Raw genomic sequence first — 14,750 nt, forward strand, 5'->3', positions numbered from 1 at the left:
CGTTCTCCTGGGTTGAAACCGGTCAGCCTTTGAGACCGGTCATGGTGATGCCCTCGACGAAGCGCTTCTGCGCAAGCAGGAAGGCGATGACGAGGGGAAGGGTAATGATGAGAGTCGCCGCCATCAGCGCGCCGTAGTCGTCGCCGGCCTCGGCGGCGCGGAAATACATCAGGCCAAGCGGCGGCGTGGCATAGTCCTGCTTGCTGATGACGATCAGCGGCCAGTAGAGATCGTTCCAATGGGCGACGACAGAGAAGATGGCGAAGGCGGTGACTGCCGGCCAGGCATTCGGGACGATGACGCGGGCGACGATACCGAGTTCCGACATGCCATCGAGACGCGCGGCATGGATGAGGTCATCAGGCATGGCGCGGAAGAACTGCAGGAACATGAAGATCGCGAAGACCGAAATGGTGAAGGGCGCGACCAGGGCGGCATAGCTGTTGAGCAGCGAGGCGCGGTCGAAAGCGACATAGAGCGGCAGCGCGGTCGCATGGATCGGCACTAGCAGGCCGAGCATGACAAGCACCATCATGGCGCGGGCGGCGCCGAAGCGCAGCTTTGCCATGGCGTAGGCGCAGGGGATTGCCACCAGCACCTGGAAGAAGAAGATTAGCCCGCAGACGACGACGCCGTTCCACAACAGCTGCGCCATCGGTACCCGGCTCAAGGCTTTGGCGAAGTTCTCGGCATAGGTGAAGTGCGCCGGGATCAGCGACAGCGATGAGGTGAAGATGTCGCTTTGGGCCTTGCCTGCCGTCGAGATCATGAAGACGTAGGGCGACAGGAAGATGATCGCGCCGAGCGAAAGCAGCGTCAGGCGGATGATCCTGCCGAGGGAAAAAGTATTCGTCATCATGTGTAATGCACCCGGCGATCGAGAACGCGATACTGCAGGAACATCAGCACCACGAGGATCAGCAGAAAGACCACCGTCATTGCCGAGGCATAACCGACGCGCAGGTAGACGAAGCCCTCCTGGTAGATCGTGAAGAGCAGCACCTCCGACGCCTTGTTCGGGCCGCCCTCGGTGAGCGTCTTCACTGTCTCGAAGACCTTGACTGAATTGGTGATGCTGATGGTGATGACGAAGAGCGTCGTCGGACCGAGCATCGGCCAGGTGACGAGCAGGAAACGGTCGAGGGAGGATTTGGCGCCGTCCACCTCGGCGGCCGCATAAAGCTCGCGCGGGATTGCCGTCAGCCCGGCCAGGAACAGCACCATGTTGAATCCGGCCGATTGCCAGACACCGATGATCGAGAGGCTGTAAAGCACCGTGCCGGAGCTGCCGAGCCAGTTCGGGCCGGGAAGCCCGACGAGGGCGAGCAGCGCGTTGAGCGGGCCGATTGTGGGGTGGAACATATATTGCCAGACGGTCGCCATGGCGACGATCAGCGAAGCGACCGGGAGGAAATAGGCAGTGCGGAAGAAGCTGCGCGCCTTCGTCTCGCTCTCGATCAGCATGGCGATGCCGAGGCCGAGAAAGATCGAGATGGGTGCGACGATCGCGGTATAGACCGTCGTATTCCACAGCGACTTGCGAAACGTGCGGTCGGTGACCAGATGTGCGTAATTCTCGAAGCCGACGAAACGGAACTTGCCGTAGCCGAGTTCGAAATCGGTGAAGCCGAGCACGATGACTGATGCAACCGGCAAAAGCACGAAGAGAAACAGCAGGATCATTGCCGGCATCACCAGCATCCAGGCGATGCGGGCCTCGCTGCGCCGATGCGCAACGGCGGCATCCTGCGGCACGGCCATGGAGACGATGCTAGCCATGCGCCCTCTCCTGCTGGGCATCGCTTATTACGAGCCCGGCATCGCTTATTACGAGCCCGGCATCGCTTGTAGCGAGCCCGGCATCGGCAGCGCCGAGCCCGGCATCACCCGTTGCAACGCCGCCGGCCAGCCGGCTGCCGTCCTCTGCAAAGATCAGCGTGCGGCCGGGCGAAAGCCGCAGCCCGACCGGATCGCCGGCAACAAGGCCGGAGGCTTCGGCCGGTTGAACCTTGGCGACGATAGTTTCGCCGATCGCCTTGAGCCGGCAATGGAGGATGACTTCGGAGCCCAGGAATTCGACGCGTTCGATCCGGGCGGCAAGGCCGTCATGCCGGCTCTTGGAGACAAAGACGAATTCCGGGCGAATGGCGAGCGTGACCGGCATCTTCCCGCCGGGCGCATTCTCAAGCGTCAGGCGCAGGCCGCCGCAGAGAATGACGCCGGCTTCGGCAAAGGCCGGCAGCAGATTGATGCGCGGCTGGCCGATGAAGCGGGCGACCTCGATATGGGCGGGATCGTCGTAGATAACCTCGGGGCTGGCGATCTGCAGCAACTTTCCGCCCATCATCACGGCGACACGGTCGGCCATGGAAAGCGCTTCCGCCTGGTCGTGGGTGACATAGAGCGTCGGCACACCGGCGCGGCGATGCAGGTCGACGATCTCGCCGCGGGCGTGGACGCGCAGATTGGCATCGAGATTGGAGAGCGGTTCGTCCATCAGGAAGATGCTCGGCTGGCGCACCATGGCGCGGGCCAGCGCCACGCGCTGACGCTGGCCGCCCGACATCTGGCCGGGCTTGCGGTCGAGCAGGTGATCGATCTTCAGCGACGTCGCCATATCCCTGACGTCGCGGGCGATCGCCCTGCGGGTGGCGCGCTGGCCCGGCATCAACGACCCGATGAAGGGCAGTCGCTGCATTCTCGACAGCCGGCGCATCGCCAAAGGCACGGCGATATTCTCAGAGGCCGTCAGGTGCGGATAAAGCGCGTAGGACTGAAAGACCATGGCGATGTTGCGGTCGGCGGCGGCAACGCCGGACATATCCAGCCCGCCGATCAGGATCTCGCCTTGGTCGGCATGGTCGAGGCCGGCAAGGACGCGCAACAGCGTGCTCTTGCCGCAGCCGGAAGGGCCGACCAGCGCGATGAATTCACCGGCGGCGACATCCAGGCTGACGCCACTGAGGATCTGGTTGCCGCCGAACGCCTTGGTGATGCCGCGAAGCGAGAGCGCGCTCATTCGACGGGTTCCCGCTGCTTGACCGCCTGGGGGTAGACTTCGTGCACGACATCGTCGAGCACATGCGCAGTCATGCCGGGAACGGCGACGATCGTGCTTTCGACACCAGTATCGAACTCGTGGACGACCGCGCCGATCAGGCGCTCGCCCGGCATCTCGCGCTCCATCTTGTCGATGATGAAGGCGGCCGACGGACCCCATGTCAGTTGGGTATTGTCGAAGCGCCCCTGCCAGGCCCAATGGAGATGGCCGCTTGCAAACAGCGCCACGTCATGAGCCGCGATCAGATCATAGAGCCGCCGGCGCTGAGCCGGGCGAACGCTCCAATATCCGGTATCGCCTTCGTCGGGGGCATCGACGAACAGCGGCTTGTGCGCGAAGAGCGCCACGCGCCGCCCGGCCCTATCGGACAGCACCTGGTGGAGCCATTCGAACTGCGCCTCCTCCTCGTCATCCTCATGACCGAGAAGCAGCGAGTTCAATCCGATGAAGCGCCAGCCGGCCGCATCCTCCAGCCAGCGGTCGTCGCCGGCAAGGCTGCGCCAGCGGGACAGCCTCTCGGCATTGACGGGCTGGTCCGATCCCTTCAGGTGGCCGACATCGTGATTGCCGGGGACGATCAGCATCGGGATCGACACCTGGCGCATCAGGTCCATCGAGAAGGTGATATCCGCGTCCTTGTCGGCGCCGTCGACGGTGAGATCGCCGGTATGGACGATCAGGTCGGCGCCGGTCTCTTCGATCCAGCTCAGAAGCGGCGCCCAGTTGCCGTTGAAATGCGGCTTGCCGGGGCTGAAATGGGTGTCGGTGATCTGAATGATTTTCATGGGCGCGCGTCTCCGAGACGTCGGCAGCGCCTCACGGGCGCTCCCTTCTCGTGCCCTCTCTAGAAGGCTCCCATGTCAATCACACAGCTGGAGTTTTCAGCTGTTTCTCAGTTTTGACATCAATCTGTCATGCAGGCCAAGGCCGCCCGCCGGAAACGGGACAGCCTTGGCCTGTGTTTGGAATCAAGAACACGCGGGCGCTTGCAACATTGCGTTGCAATCAGTGCCGTGGCGCGTTTGCGGGAATGGACGATACCGTTGCCGAGACAGGGTCGCTTGCAGGAAAGCTGTCCTCGAGGCCTTCATCGAGTTCCTCTTCCAGCGTTTGCCTGTCGCCGGCCGAACGCGCGCTCGGCTGGCCGATCAAACCCTTGCTGCCTTCGTCGAAATTGCCGTTGCTCAAGGCATCGTAGCGGTTGATGCTGCCGTCTGCTTCCCCGCCGGCAAAGGCTGTCAGCTGAACCATCATGACCTTGGCGTGGTCGACCGCCGTCGTATCGTCGAGCTCGCCATGGGAGTTGTCGATTTTGACGGAAATCGATTCTCCTCCTTCGCCCAGGAATTCGACAGTGAAGATGTCGCCGGCCTGTGTCACCCGAGTATCGATCAGCTGCATGGAAACCTCCTATGTTCATGCACCTCAACGGCCATCCAAGTCCGGAGTTCCACCGCAACGCCATTTCAACGCAAGGCGACACGCCCCTGGGACAATGGGCAAGCTCGGAACAAAAAGCGGCTATGCGAGTTCATTGGCAGTTCAATAGGTCGCATCCATGCCGAAATTGCCGCTGTCGCCTTCCGAGAAACGTTCGTTCTCCACTATTCCCGCAGACCAGAAACTCGCTTTGATATCGAGCTATTCGGAGGCGCTGCGCAAGCTCGCCAGATCGACCGAGGCGATCGGACGTGCAGATATGCTGCCGAAGCTGATCCAGGTGGCCGACGGACTGGACAGTATGGCAACCGCGATTGCAGAGACGGAGGCCGGAGCCGAGGTGATGGCGCGCACGGCGCGGCTGATCCGGGCCACCGAGGGGATGCTGGCGTCGATGTCCTCGCCATCAATCGTCCACTAAATGTCACCCCGGCTCTTAAGCCTTATGGTTAATTTATTAATAATTCCGGGTTTATAAACAGAGCCAGACGACCTTTCCAAATGTTGATGCTTCGCCGTGGAGGAACCCCGATGATCCTGAAAATCCTTGCACCCAAGATCGACGCCGATTGCCATGACACCGGCACCTGGCCCGATGGGATTTTCGCCGAAAACCGGATCGATCTTTCCGCTCGCCGCGACGGCCGCCGTCGCTCGCCGCATGAGCGCGACTACGGCAATGACAGGAAAGTGGAAAATCTGCCGCTCGGGTTTGTCTGACCGTTCCGCATGCGTCACAGCTTGCGAAAGACCAGAACGCCTGATGCGGGCAGCACGGCATCCAGCACTCCCGCCGTTGCCCTAATTCTTCCGCCGCCGTTACCGACGTTCCAGCCGCCATATATGTGAGCATCGGTATTGAAGATCTCCTCCCAGAGATCATCCCCCAGACGCTCGCTGTGCAGCCGATAGCCGTGTTCGAAGGGAGCGTCGTTCAGCGACCCCACGACGAGGAAATCCTCGCCGTCGTTCCATCGATGAAACGCGATCACCCGATTTTCGTCGTGAACCAGAGGAATGGCGATGTTGCGGGATCGAATGGCCTCCTGATGGACGCTGAGCGCGATAAGATCGCGATAACAGCTGAGCATCCCTGCCCCGCTACCATCAGCTTCGCCGAGAATATTCTCCCGGTTCTCCAGGAAATCATTGTAGCGATAGGGCTTCTGGGCGCCGATTTCCTCGCCCATGAAAAACATCGGTGTACCTGGTGATAGCAGCGTCATCGCCGCCGCAAACCGGGATCTCGCCTCCGCCCACGCCCTGGTCTCACCGACAACAGGCGCGAAATTGACGGCGATAACGGCAGTTCGCGCCGATCCTTCACGATTGCCGCAATCGTCATGCGACTGGTTGTAGACGACCTTGGATCGCGCGCTCGTCTGCAGCGCGCCGGCAAGAGACGACATGGTCAGCGCCCGCTTGTCCCCGAAACCGGCATTCTTCAACAACTGCGCCTGCGCGCCGCCATGATATTCGACGAGGTTGTGATGAAAATCGCCGTACCAGGTCGCATCAAAGCCGAGCCCGTCGCCGGTCAGGCTTGGCTCCGTCATCGCCGACCAGTCAGAATAGTCTTCAGCCGTCAGGAAAAGCTGCGGCTTGATCAGCCGCATCGTGCGGGTCCACTGTTTCAGAAACTTGGCGCCTGATGCAGCCGCCCGATCGGCGCGCCGGCCATCAGCATGCAGCACCGGATATTGATGGATCGAACTTGTCTGATCGAGGCGGAAACCATCGATATGGCAGATGGAGACGATAAATGCCGCGCTGGAGATGAAAAGCTGGCGCACGGCTTCCTCATGGAAGCGCGGCGCCCATCCCGTAGAGATATTGTCGATGTAGCCGCCTGTCGGATCGGCGTAATCGCCGGGGCGTCCCTCATACCAATAATAGATATTGCGGGTGTGATCGCTGGAATCATAGGCCCATTGCGCCCGTTCGCCATCCGGATCGAAGTGATTGTAACAAACATCAAGGATGACGGCGATGCCGCGCTGGTGGCAGACCTTGACGAACATCTTCAGCCGATCGGTACCGCCAGCCCCCTGATCGGCGGCAAAGAAATGCGACGTGCCGTAACCCCAGTTGGCCCGCGTCTCGAATTCCGCAATCGGCAGCAGTTCCACGGCGTTGACGCCGAGCGCCGAGAGATGCTCGACGAAGGCGATGGCATCATCAAGCGTGCCGGGCGCGGCCTTACCGAAACCGAGCGCGCCGACGTGCAGTTCATAGATCACCAGATCCTCGAGCCGCTCCGGAAGCGTTTGGCCGCCAACGAATTCGTCAGCCCAGAACGTCTCGGCGGCAACCTCCTGCCCGGATGGAAGCACGACCCGCGTCGGATCGCAGACCACCGAGCAGCTCTGCGGTCCGTCCAATGCCGCCGGCGATCCGTGGTAGGCGGCTCCATCCGGATCGAAGTCTCCGGCGCCGATCTGCATGAGCGACCAGATATCCGTGCGGTAGGCGAGCGATCCATCATCCCTGGTGATGCGGTACATATAGGGTGTGCCGACCATGCTGTCGAAATCGGAAAGGCCGTGGTCCTCGCCGGTTTCAACGCTCCAGAATCCATCAACGGTCCTTCGCATCCCGATGGTTGCGACTGCTCCGGTGCCGTCATCAGCGATGTAGCCGATGGCAGGATCGGCGAGCACGAGCGAAACCGCCCTGGCGTTCGGCGCCCAGACCGAAAAGCGAATGCCGTCGACACTGTTGCGCCTCTCAACCCGGTTCGCTCCCAGACGGCCGATCCATGTCAGATAATAGGTCTGCGGCCCGATCCCCTGCTGAAGATCGAAGGAGCGTTCGCGACGCGAGGAGGCCTCGTCGTCCAATTCGGTGGCGATCGCCCAGAGGTCTGGAATGCCCGGCCGATCAAGTTCGATCCCCCAGCGAAAATGCATACCGATCTCGCCATCGGGAAAGGGCACGCTGATGACAAAAACATCATAGCCATCCTCGTCACGAGAGCGCTGCATCGGATGAGACGTCCAATCGTTCGAGGGTCGGCCTTGCTCGTCCCAACTGCCGCGGAGACGGACATTGTCGAACGCCATTAATGGCAAACCGCTGCGAAACCGGAATTGAACATTGACGGTCATCGGATCCTCCAAGCCGTGTCGGATTTCGCGGGACCCCGCTCATGCGGCCGTCTCACTCGGGCATGATCGGCCGGCTGAATGCAAAAATGCAAGCATAGATTCGGCATTCAATGCGATCCGGAACGGGCCACATTCAGGACAATATATCATGGTTAACGGGCAGCACTGCGTAGCCCTCCTCCTGTATTAAATCGAATCGGCATCAGAAATGGGGATAAATTCCCATCGCCAATTCCCTCATGAACTGGGAGAAAAAATTTTGGCTCAAGCCGTTAGAATAAACGATATTATTCGTTCCTTTGGAATTGATACGCATATCGACTACACCGACGGAAAATATTCCAATGTCGGAGAAGTTGTTAAGGCTCTCGACTATCTTGGCCTTGATACCGTCCGCGATCATGCCCCCAACTCCGCTTCCGACCCCAACGGCCAAACGCATCTCGGCGATGCCGCCGAGGCCGGCGTGCAATTCGTCTTCAGCGCCCAGCGGGAAGTCGACCCCGCCACCGTCGCCCAGCGGCTGCATGCGTTCGTGCAGGCCCATCCCGGATCGGTCGTCGGCATCGAAGGTCCGAACGAAGTCAACAACTGGCCGGTCAGCTATCATGGCCTGAGCGGCCAGGCCGCAGCGGTCGCCTATCAGAAGGACCTGTCTGCCGCGGTCAACGCCGATCCCTTGCTGAAGAATATCCCAGTCCTCGGCTTTACCGGATATACGGTCGCGTCGGCCTCCGACTACACGACGATCCACACCTATGCGAAGGATGGCGACCAACCATTCTCGTGGCTTTCCCGAGAATCCGGCGTTCAGCGCGCTGCCGATCCGGGCAAGCCGCTGGCGATCACCGAGACCGGCTACCACACCTCGCTCACCGCCGACACCAATGGCGGCTGGGAAGGCGTCAATGAAGCGACGCAGGCAAAGTTCCTGCTCAATACGCTGATGGATGGCGCGGCCCTCGGATCGAAACAGACATTCATCTACGAACTGCTGGACGCCTATTCCGATCCTCAGGGCACAAATCAGGAAAAGCATTTCGGCCTTTTTCATCTCGACTATTCGGCCAAGCCGGCTGCGACGGCGATCCATAACCTCACCGAAATCCTTGCGGACGACGGCGCCGCGAAGGCGAGTTTCAGCACGGGGACCCTCAATTATTCGATCGACGGCATGCCGTCCTCGGCCCGTAGCTTGCTCACGGAAAAATCGGATGGGAGCTACCAGATCATCCTCTGGAATGAGCCCGATATCTGGAACCAGGCCTCCGACACGGCCATTCAGGCTGCGACAACAGCCGTCAAGGTCAATCTCGGCGCCTCGTTCGGCTCCGTGAAGGTCTTCGACCCCGTGACCGGAACGACGGCGATCAAAAGCCTCAGCAACGTCTCATCCCTGACGCTCGATGTCGTCGACCACCCGCTGATCATCGACATCGAACGCGGCAGCACGCCGCCACCACCGGCGACCGGCCATATATATGGCGGTACGGGCAACGACATATTCACCGTGAGCAGCCCCGCGCAAATCGTCGACGAAAGCCGGGGCGGCGGTACGGACACCGTCAAGGCTTCTATCTCCTTCAGCCTGGCCGATCAGAAGCATGCGGTCGGAATGATCGAAAACCTCACTTTGACCGGGACGGCCAATCTCAGCGCGACAGGCAACAATACGGCCAACATTCTGACTGGCAACGACGGAAACAATTCCCTCAACGGCGGGAAAGGGAACGACCGATTGATCGGCGGGCTTGGCAATGACAAACTGATCGGCAAAACCGGTGCTGACGTTCTCACCGGCGGAGGCGGAGCCGATTCCTTCGTCTTCGATGTGAGGCCCAGCAATACCAGCGTCGACAAGATCGTGGATTTCTCTTCAGCCGCAGGCGATAAGCTGGTGTTCGACGATGCTGTCTTCACCGGGCTCAAGCCATCGAGCTTTTCGGCCGAGAATTTCGTTCTGGGAACAAAAGCGCTCGAGGCTGATGACAAGCTGATCTACGATCAGAAGAGCGGCATTTTATCCTATGATGCGGATGGAAGCGCAGCGGGCGGGGCAATCCATGTCACCGATCTCGACAATTCCGCTGCACTTCACTTCAAAGATCTCCTGCTTGTCTGACCTGGTCGGCTCGTCTCCTTGCGGGGGCCGGCCTGCAGCCTCACGGGCGGTCGCATCCCCCCCTCTTGCCGGAGCCTAAATCCCGGCCACATTCTGCGTTGACGCCACTCGTGCCGCAACGGAGAAGCCTTTGCCCTGGATCGCCTATATCGTCCATTTCATCGCCGCGGCATTTCTGACCAACGGCGTCCCGCATTTCGTCGCCGGGGTCAGCGGCCGGCGCTTCCGCATTCCCTTCGCGCAAGGCGCAAAGCTCGGCTCGCCGACGGCGAATGTCGTCTGGGGCTGGGCGAACTTCCTCATCGCCTTCCTGCTCTTTGCCAATGTCGGGCCGCTCTATATCGGCACGCCGGGTGATACGATCTTCGTGGCAGCCGGCATGCTCGTGACCGGCATCCTGCTCGCCCGGATTTTCGAGGGTGACGTTTGATATAACTAACTTGCATGATAATAGTCACTGATGTAGTGACATCAGCCATGCAGCGAACGAGCTTCAGCGATTTCAAATGCCCGGCGGCGCGCGCGCTCGACAGCGTCGGCGACTGGTGGAGCATGCTGATCCTGCGCGATGCCTTTCAGGGGCTTTCGCGCTTTGACGAATTCCAGAAAAGCCTTGGCGTGGCGCCGAACATCCTGACGCGGCGGCTGAAACATCTGACGGAAAAGGGGCTGTTCGAACGGCGTCTCTACCATCAGCGCCCTGCCCGCTACGAATATCGGCTGACGGACAAGGGCCGTGACTTCTTTCCTGTTCTGATGACGCTGTTTTCCTGGGGAAGCCGGCACATCCCGGAAGAGGACCTCGCCTTTCTCTTGGGCGATACCGCTTCCGGCAAAGAGCGCCAGACGATGCTGGTCGATGCGCGGACCGGCGAAGAAGTGACACCTGAAAACACCAGCCTGCTTGCAGGTCCAGCCGCCGATGACGAGGTGCACGAGCGGATCGCCCGCATGCGCGCCTGGTATCTCGGCATCGACGCATAGAAAGGACAAAAGAATGGACCGCATCGTTGTCACCGGCATGGGACTTGTCTCGCCACTCGGCACCGGCGTCGAGCCCACCTGGAAGCGTCTTCTCGATGGCGGTTCAGGGCTGAGGGTGCTGGCGGAGGATATCGTCGGCGAACTCTCGGCCAAGGTCGGCGGTATCGTTCCCGGTATCGCGGAAGATGCCGAGGCAGGTTTCGATCCCGACCGTTACATCACGCCGAAGGACCAGAAAAAGATGGACCGCTTCATTCACTTCGCCATGGCGGCGACGGAGGAAGCGGTGAGGCAGGCCGGCTGGATGCCCACCGACGAAGGCGAGCGCGAGCGCACGGCAACGATCATCGCGTCGGGCGTCGGCGGCTTCCCGGCGATCGCCGAAGCGGTGCGGATCGGCGAAACGCGCGGCGTTCGGCGGCTGTCGCCTTTCACCGTGCCCTCTTTCCTCGTCAACCTTGCCGCCGGTCAGGTCAGCATTCGCTACGGCTTCAAGGGGCCGCTGGGTGCTCCGGTGACGGCCTGTGCGGCCAGCGTCCAGGCAATCGGCGATGCGGCACGGCTGATCCGCTCCGGTGAAGCGGATGTGGCGATCTGCGGCGGTGCCGAGGCCTGTATCGATAAGGTGAGCCTCGGAGGCTTTGCCGCCGCACGTGCGCTTTCTACCGGTTTCAACGAGACGCCGGAGCTGGCGTCTCGCCCCTTCGACACGGCGCGCGACGGTTTCGTCATGGGTGAAGGCGCAGGCATCCTGGTGATCGAGACGCTGGAGCATGCGCTTGCCCGCGGCGCCACGCCGCTCGCCGAACTCGTCGGCTATGGCACGGCTGCGGACGCCTACCACATGACATCAGGCCCCGAAGATGGCAACGGCGCCCGCCGGGCGATGGAGGCAGCACTCAGGCAGGCGAAGATCCCGGCTTCGGAGGTCAGGCATCTCAACGCGCATGCGACCTCGACACCGGTCGGTGACAGAGGCGAGATCGCGGCGATCGGCACGGTCTTCGGCCGCAATGGCGGTATTGCCGTCAGCGCGACGAAATCGGCGACCGGCCACCTGCTTGGCGCCGCCGGCGGGCTGGAGGCGATCTTCACCATCCTTGCGCTGCGCGACCAGATTGCACCGCCGACCCGCAACCTCGATGAGGTCGATCCAGCCGCCGACGGCATCGATATCGTCGGCAAGACGGCGCGGCCAGTCGTGATGGACTATGCGATCACCAACGGTTTCGGCTTCGGCGGTGTGAATGCCAGTGCCCTGTTCCGCCGCTGGTCGTAAAGTCCGCTTTCCTTGCGCTAGAAATCGCCTACACTTCTACTCTATCGGAGGTCGTTCCCCGATAGAGCCGGAGATCCCCCATGCGCGCCTTCTTCGCAGTTCTCATCCTGTGTGCCGCGTCCGCCCTCTCTCCTGTCTCGGCCCGCGCCGAAGATCCAATCGACACGACGCGGACGATGATCGAGGACCAGATCAACGCCTTTCTCAAGGACGATGCCGAGACCGCCTATTCCTTCGCCGCTCCCGGCATCCGGGCACTGTATCCCGACAAGAACCTGTTCTTCGCCATGGTGAAGAAGAGCTACGAGCCGGTCTATCACCCCGGCAATTACGCCTTCGGGCGCAGCCGCTCGATCGACAACGGCGCGCTGATCTATCACGAGGTGCTGATTTCAGGCCGCGACGGCAAGGACTGGACGGCGATCTACCAGATCACGCGGCAGCCGGACGGCAGCTACGGGATCAACGGCGTGCAGATCATGCCCGATGCGGACAGCAAGGGCATTTGATCCCGATCTGATCAAACTTCGTCTGATTGGATCAAACGGGTTCGAGATCGCCCCTCGCCCATTCCTCCTGCGTTTCCGCCATGAAATCGGCGAAGCGGCCTTCGGCGATCGCCTTGCGGATGCCCTGCATCAGCTCCTGGTAATAAGCGAGATTGTGCCAGGAGAGCAGCATGCCGCCGAGCGCTTCGTTGGCGCGGACGAGATGGTGCAGGTAGGCGCGGGAATAGTCACGCGAGGCCGGGCAGTTCGACTGTTTGTCGAGGGGGCGCATATCCTCGGCATGGCGGGCATTGCGGATATTGACCTTGCCGCGGCGGGTGAAGGCCAGGCCGTGGCGGCCGGAACGGGTCGGCATGACGCAGTCGAACATGTCGATGCCGCGGGCGACCGATTTCAGGATATCATCAGGCGTGCCGACACCCATGAGGTAACGCGGCTTTTCCAGAGGAAGTACCGGCAGCGTCGTTTCCAGCATCTGCAGCATGACGTCCTGCGGCTCGCCGACGGCAAGGCCGCCGATCGCATAACCCTTGAGGTCGAGCTGGCTCAACGCCTCGGCTGAACGGATGCGCAGCGCCGGAATGTCGCCTCCCTGAACGATGCCGAACATCGCCTTGCCGGGCTGCTCGCCGAAGGCGACCCTGCAGCGCTCCGCCCAGCGCAGCGACATTTCCATGGCGCGCTCGATCTCCTTCGGCTCGGCCGGCAATGCCACGCATTCGTCGAGCTGCATCTGGATGTCGGAGCCAAGCAGCCCCTGGATTTCGATGGAGCGCTCCGGCGACATATGGTGGAGGCTGCCGTCGACATGCGACTTGAAGGTGACGCCCTGCTCGTTGAGCTTGCGCAGGCCGGACAGCGACATCACCTGGAAGCCGCCGGAATCGGTCAGGATCGGGTGCTCCCAGCGAATGAGCTTATGCAGGCCGCCGAGACGGGCGACGCGCTCGGCGGTCGGGCGCAGCATCAGGTGATAGGTATTGCCGAGGATGATATCGGCGCCGGTCTCGCGCACCTGGTCGAGATACATGGCCTTAACAGTGCCGACGGTACCAACAGGCATGAAGGCCGGCGTGCGGATCTCGCCGCGCGGCATGGAGATTTGGCCTAGGCGTGCGCCGGCATCGGTCTTGTCAAGGGTGAATTGGAAATTGTCTGTCATCTGTCTTTCCGGAAAAGAAGGCTCGCGTCGCCATAGGAGTAGAAGCGGTAGCCCGTCGAAATGGCGTGTTTATAAGCCGCGTGCATGGTTTCGAAGCCGGCAAAGGCCGAGACCAGCATGAACAGCGTCGAGCGCGGCAGGTGGAAATTGGTCATCAGCATGTCGACCGCCTTGAAGCGGTAGCCGGGCGTGATGAAGATACCGGTAGCTCCGGCCCAGGGCACGATCTCTCCGCTTTCCTCGGCGGCACTCTCGATGAGCCGCAACGAGGTCGTGCCGACACAGACGATGCGCCCGCCTCTTTCCCGCACGGCATTCAGCCGGGCGGCGATCTCGGCGCTGACATAGCCGCTTTCCAGATGCATCTTGTGATCGGCGGTATCGTCGGCCTTCACCGGCAAGAAAGTGCCGGCACCGACATGCAGGGTGACGAAATGGCGTTCGATGCCGGCCTTGTCGAGCGCATCGAACAGCGCGGGCGTGAAGTGCAGGCCGGCTGTCGGCGCGGCAACGGCGCCCTCCTCGCGGGCATAGATCGTCTGGTAATCGGCGCGGTCGCGCTCATCCTCGGGACGTTTGGCGGCGATATAGGGCGGCAGCGGGATATGGCCGACGGCGGCGATCGCCTCGTCGAGCGCCGGGCCTGAGAGATCAAACAGCAGCGTCACCTCGCCGGCCTCGCCCTTTTCCTCGACGGTGGCGTCGAGCGAGCCGAGAAAGCAGCTTTCGCCGGAATGGCCGAAGGAGATGCGGTCGCCCTGCTTGATACGCTTACCCGGCTTGGCGAAGGCCTTCCAGCGGCTGGGGCCGGTGCGCATGTGCAGCGTTGCCGACACCTGCTGGCCGCCGGCGCCGTCGCGATGGCGGATGCCCTCGAGCTGGGCGGGAATGACCTTGGTGTCGTTGAAGACCAGCGCGTCGCCAGCCCGCAAGAAGGACGTGAGATCGCCGACGCGATGGTCCGACAGGTGGCTTTCCGTATTCGGATCGATCACGAGCAGACGCGCGCTGTCGCGCGGCTCAGCCGGCCTCAACGCTATGCGTTCGTCGGGCAGATCGAAATCGAAAAGGTCTACGCGCATCAGG

At 61.7% G+C, this 14,750-nt stretch carries 15 protein-coding genes; 7 read left to right on the plus strand and 8 right to left on the minus strand.

The features are described from left to right. Positions 1-22: 22 nt before the first annotated feature. From GR198_RS06130 to GR198_RS06150, 5 genes are all read right to left on the minus strand, one after another. Positions 23-859: a carbohydrate ABC transporter permease gene (locus tag GR198_RS06130; RefSeq protein WP_164045718.1), complete on the minus strand. Its 837-nt coding sequence runs from the start codon at positions 857-859 to the stop codon at positions 23-25. Then, positions 856-1,779, minus strand: a complete 924-nt coding sequence (locus tag GR198_RS06135; protein WP_164067933.1) for a carbohydrate ABC transporter permease — start codon at positions 1,777-1,779, stop codon at positions 856-858. Before GR198_RS06135 ends, GR198_RS06130 begins: the two co-directional genes overlap by 4 nt. Then, positions 1,772-3,019, minus strand: a complete 1,248-nt coding sequence (locus GR198_RS06140) for an ABC transporter ATP-binding protein (protein ID WP_164067935.1) — start codon at positions 3,017-3,019, stop codon at positions 1,772-1,774. Before GR198_RS06140 ends, GR198_RS06135 begins: the two co-directional genes overlap by 8 nt. Then, positions 3,016-3,846, minus strand: coding sequence for a metallophosphoesterase family protein (locus GR198_RS06145; protein ID WP_029875169.1), 831 nt, complete (start codon positions 3,844-3,846; stop codon positions 3,016-3,018). Before GR198_RS06145 ends, GR198_RS06140 begins: the two co-directional genes overlap by 4 nt. Positions 3,847-4,066: 220 nt before the next feature. Further along, the gene (locus GR198_RS06150; protein WP_017960454.1) at positions 4,067-4,462 is read right to left on the minus strand and encodes a hypothetical protein; all 396 of its coding nucleotides are present in this window, start codon (positions 4,460-4,462) and stop codon (positions 4,067-4,069) included. Positions 4,463-4,619: 157 nt separating this feature from the next. Between GR198_RS06150 and GR198_RS06155 the strand changes: the two genes are divergently transcribed. Together GR198_RS06155 and GR198_RS06160 are read left to right on the plus strand one after the other, a co-directional pair. Beyond that, positions 4,620-4,922, plus strand: coding sequence for a hypothetical protein (locus tag GR198_RS06155; protein ID WP_029875171.1), 303 nt, complete (start codon positions 4,620-4,622; stop codon positions 4,920-4,922). Positions 4,923-5,032: 110 nt separating this feature from the next. Then, complete coding sequence (locus GR198_RS06160) at positions 5,033-5,221, plus strand: hypothetical protein (RefSeq protein WP_029875172.1); 189 nt, start codon at positions 5,033-5,035, stop codon at positions 5,219-5,221. 14 nt (positions 5,222-5,235) lie between these two features. Here GR198_RS06160 and GR198_RS06165 read toward each other — a convergent pair whose 3' ends face one another. Beyond that, complete coding sequence (locus tag GR198_RS06165; RefSeq protein WP_164067937.1) at positions 5,236-7,608, minus strand: alpha-amylase family glycosyl hydrolase; 2,373 nt, start codon at positions 7,606-7,608, stop codon at positions 5,236-5,238. Positions 7,609-7,867: 259 nt separating this feature from the next. On the opposite strand from GR198_RS06165, the gene GR198_RS06170 reads away from it, so the two are divergent. From GR198_RS06170 to GR198_RS06190, 5 genes are all read left to right on the plus strand, one after another. Further along, positions 7,868-9,730 carry a calcium-binding protein gene (locus GR198_RS06170; protein WP_164067939.1) on the plus strand — a complete coding sequence of 621 codons (1,863 nt, stop codon included), beginning with the start codon at positions 7,868-7,870 and terminating at the stop codon, positions 9,728-9,730. Positions 9,731-9,860: 130 nt separating this feature from the next. Next, positions 9,861-10,160 (plus strand): hypothetical protein, encoded by a 300-nt coding sequence (locus tag GR198_RS06175; protein ID WP_164067941.1) that lies wholly within the window; start codon positions 9,861-9,863, stop codon positions 10,158-10,160. Positions 10,161-10,207: 47 nt separating this feature from the next. Further along, the gene (locus GR198_RS06180; RefSeq protein ID WP_163880478.1) at positions 10,208-10,714 is read left to right on the plus strand and encodes a winged helix-turn-helix transcriptional regulator; all 507 of its coding nucleotides are present in this window, start codon (positions 10,208-10,210) and stop codon (positions 10,712-10,714) included. A gap of 13 nt (positions 10,715-10,727) precedes the next feature. Further along, complete coding sequence (fabF, locus tag GR198_RS06185; RefSeq protein WP_164067943.1) at positions 10,728-11,993, plus strand: beta-ketoacyl-ACP synthase II; 1,266 nt, start codon at positions 10,728-10,730, stop codon at positions 11,991-11,993. A gap of 80 nt (positions 11,994-12,073) precedes the next feature. Further along, positions 12,074-12,502, plus strand: a complete 429-nt coding sequence (locus GR198_RS06190; RefSeq protein WP_029875178.1) for a DUF4864 domain-containing protein — start codon at positions 12,074-12,076, stop codon at positions 12,500-12,502. A 31-nt stretch (positions 12,503-12,533) separates the two neighbouring features. Here GR198_RS06190 and tgt read toward each other — a convergent pair whose 3' ends face one another. Together tgt and queA are read right to left on the minus strand one after the other, a co-directional pair. Then, positions 12,534-13,664 carry a tRNA guanosine(34) transglycosylase Tgt gene (gene tgt / locus GR198_RS06195; protein WP_164067945.1) on the minus strand — a complete coding sequence of 377 codons (1,131 nt, stop codon included), beginning with the start codon at positions 13,662-13,664 and terminating at the stop codon, positions 12,534-12,536. Beyond that, positions 13,661-14,746, minus strand: a complete 1,086-nt coding sequence (gene queA / locus GR198_RS06200; RefSeq protein ID WP_164067947.1) for a tRNA preQ1(34) S-adenosylmethionine ribosyltransferase-isomerase QueA — start codon at positions 14,744-14,746, stop codon at positions 13,661-13,663. Before queA ends, tgt begins: the two co-directional genes overlap by 4 nt. Positions 14,747-14,750 lie beyond the last annotated feature (4 nt).

The sequence above is a fragment of the Rhizobium leguminosarum genome (assembly GCF_010668065.1).
GTDB lineage: Bacteria > Pseudomonadota > Alphaproteobacteria > Rhizobiales > Rhizobiaceae > Rhizobium > Rhizobium leguminosarum_S.

Bases quoted from the DNA above. Each gene is read 5' to 3' on its own strand.
- GR198_RS06140 (WP_164067935.1), bottom strand. From the start codon at position 3,019: ATGAGCGCGCTCTCGCTTCGCGGCATCACCAAGGCGTTCGGCGGCAAC.
- fabF (WP_164067943.1), top strand. From the start codon at position 10,728: ATGGACCGCATCGTTGTCACCGGCATGGGACTTGTCTCGCCACTCGGC.
- GR198_RS06180 (WP_163880478.1), top strand. From the start codon at position 10,208: ATGCAGCGAACGAGCTTCAGCGATTTCAAATGCCCGGCGGCGCGCGCG.
- queA (WP_164067947.1), bottom strand. From the start codon at position 14,746: ATGCGCGTAGACCTTTTCGATTTCGATCTGCCCGACGAACGCATAGCG.
- GR198_RS06160 (WP_029875172.1), top strand. From the start codon at position 5,033: ATGATCCTGAAAATCCTTGCACCCAAGATCGACGCCGATTGCCATGAC.
- GR198_RS06145 (WP_029875169.1), bottom strand. From the start codon at position 3,846: ATGAAAATCATTCAGATCACCGACACCCATTTCAGCCCCGGCAAGCCG.
- GR198_RS06135 (WP_164067933.1), bottom strand. From the start codon at position 1,779: ATGGCTAGCATCGTCTCCATGGCCGTGCCGCAGGATGCCGCCGTTGCG.
- GR198_RS06155 (WP_029875171.1), top strand. From the start codon at position 4,620: ATGCCGAAATTGCCGCTGTCGCCTTCCGAGAAACGTTCGTTCTCCACT.
- GR198_RS06165 (WP_164067937.1), bottom strand. From the start codon at position 7,608: ATGACCGTCAATGTTCAATTCCGGTTTCGCAGCGGTTTGCCATTAATG.
- GR198_RS06150 (WP_017960454.1), bottom strand. From the start codon at position 4,462: ATGCAGCTGATCGATACTCGGGTGACACAGGCCGGCGACATCTTCACT.
- GR198_RS06130 (WP_164045718.1), bottom strand. From the start codon at position 859: ATGATGACGAATACTTTTTCCCTCGGCAGGATCATCCGCCTGACGCTG.
- tgt (WP_164067945.1), bottom strand. From the start codon at position 13,664: ATGACAGACAATTTCCAATTCACCCTTGACAAGACCGATGCCGGCGCA.
- GR198_RS06190 (WP_029875178.1), top strand. From the start codon at position 12,074: ATGCGCGCCTTCTTCGCAGTTCTCATCCTGTGTGCCGCGTCCGCCCTC.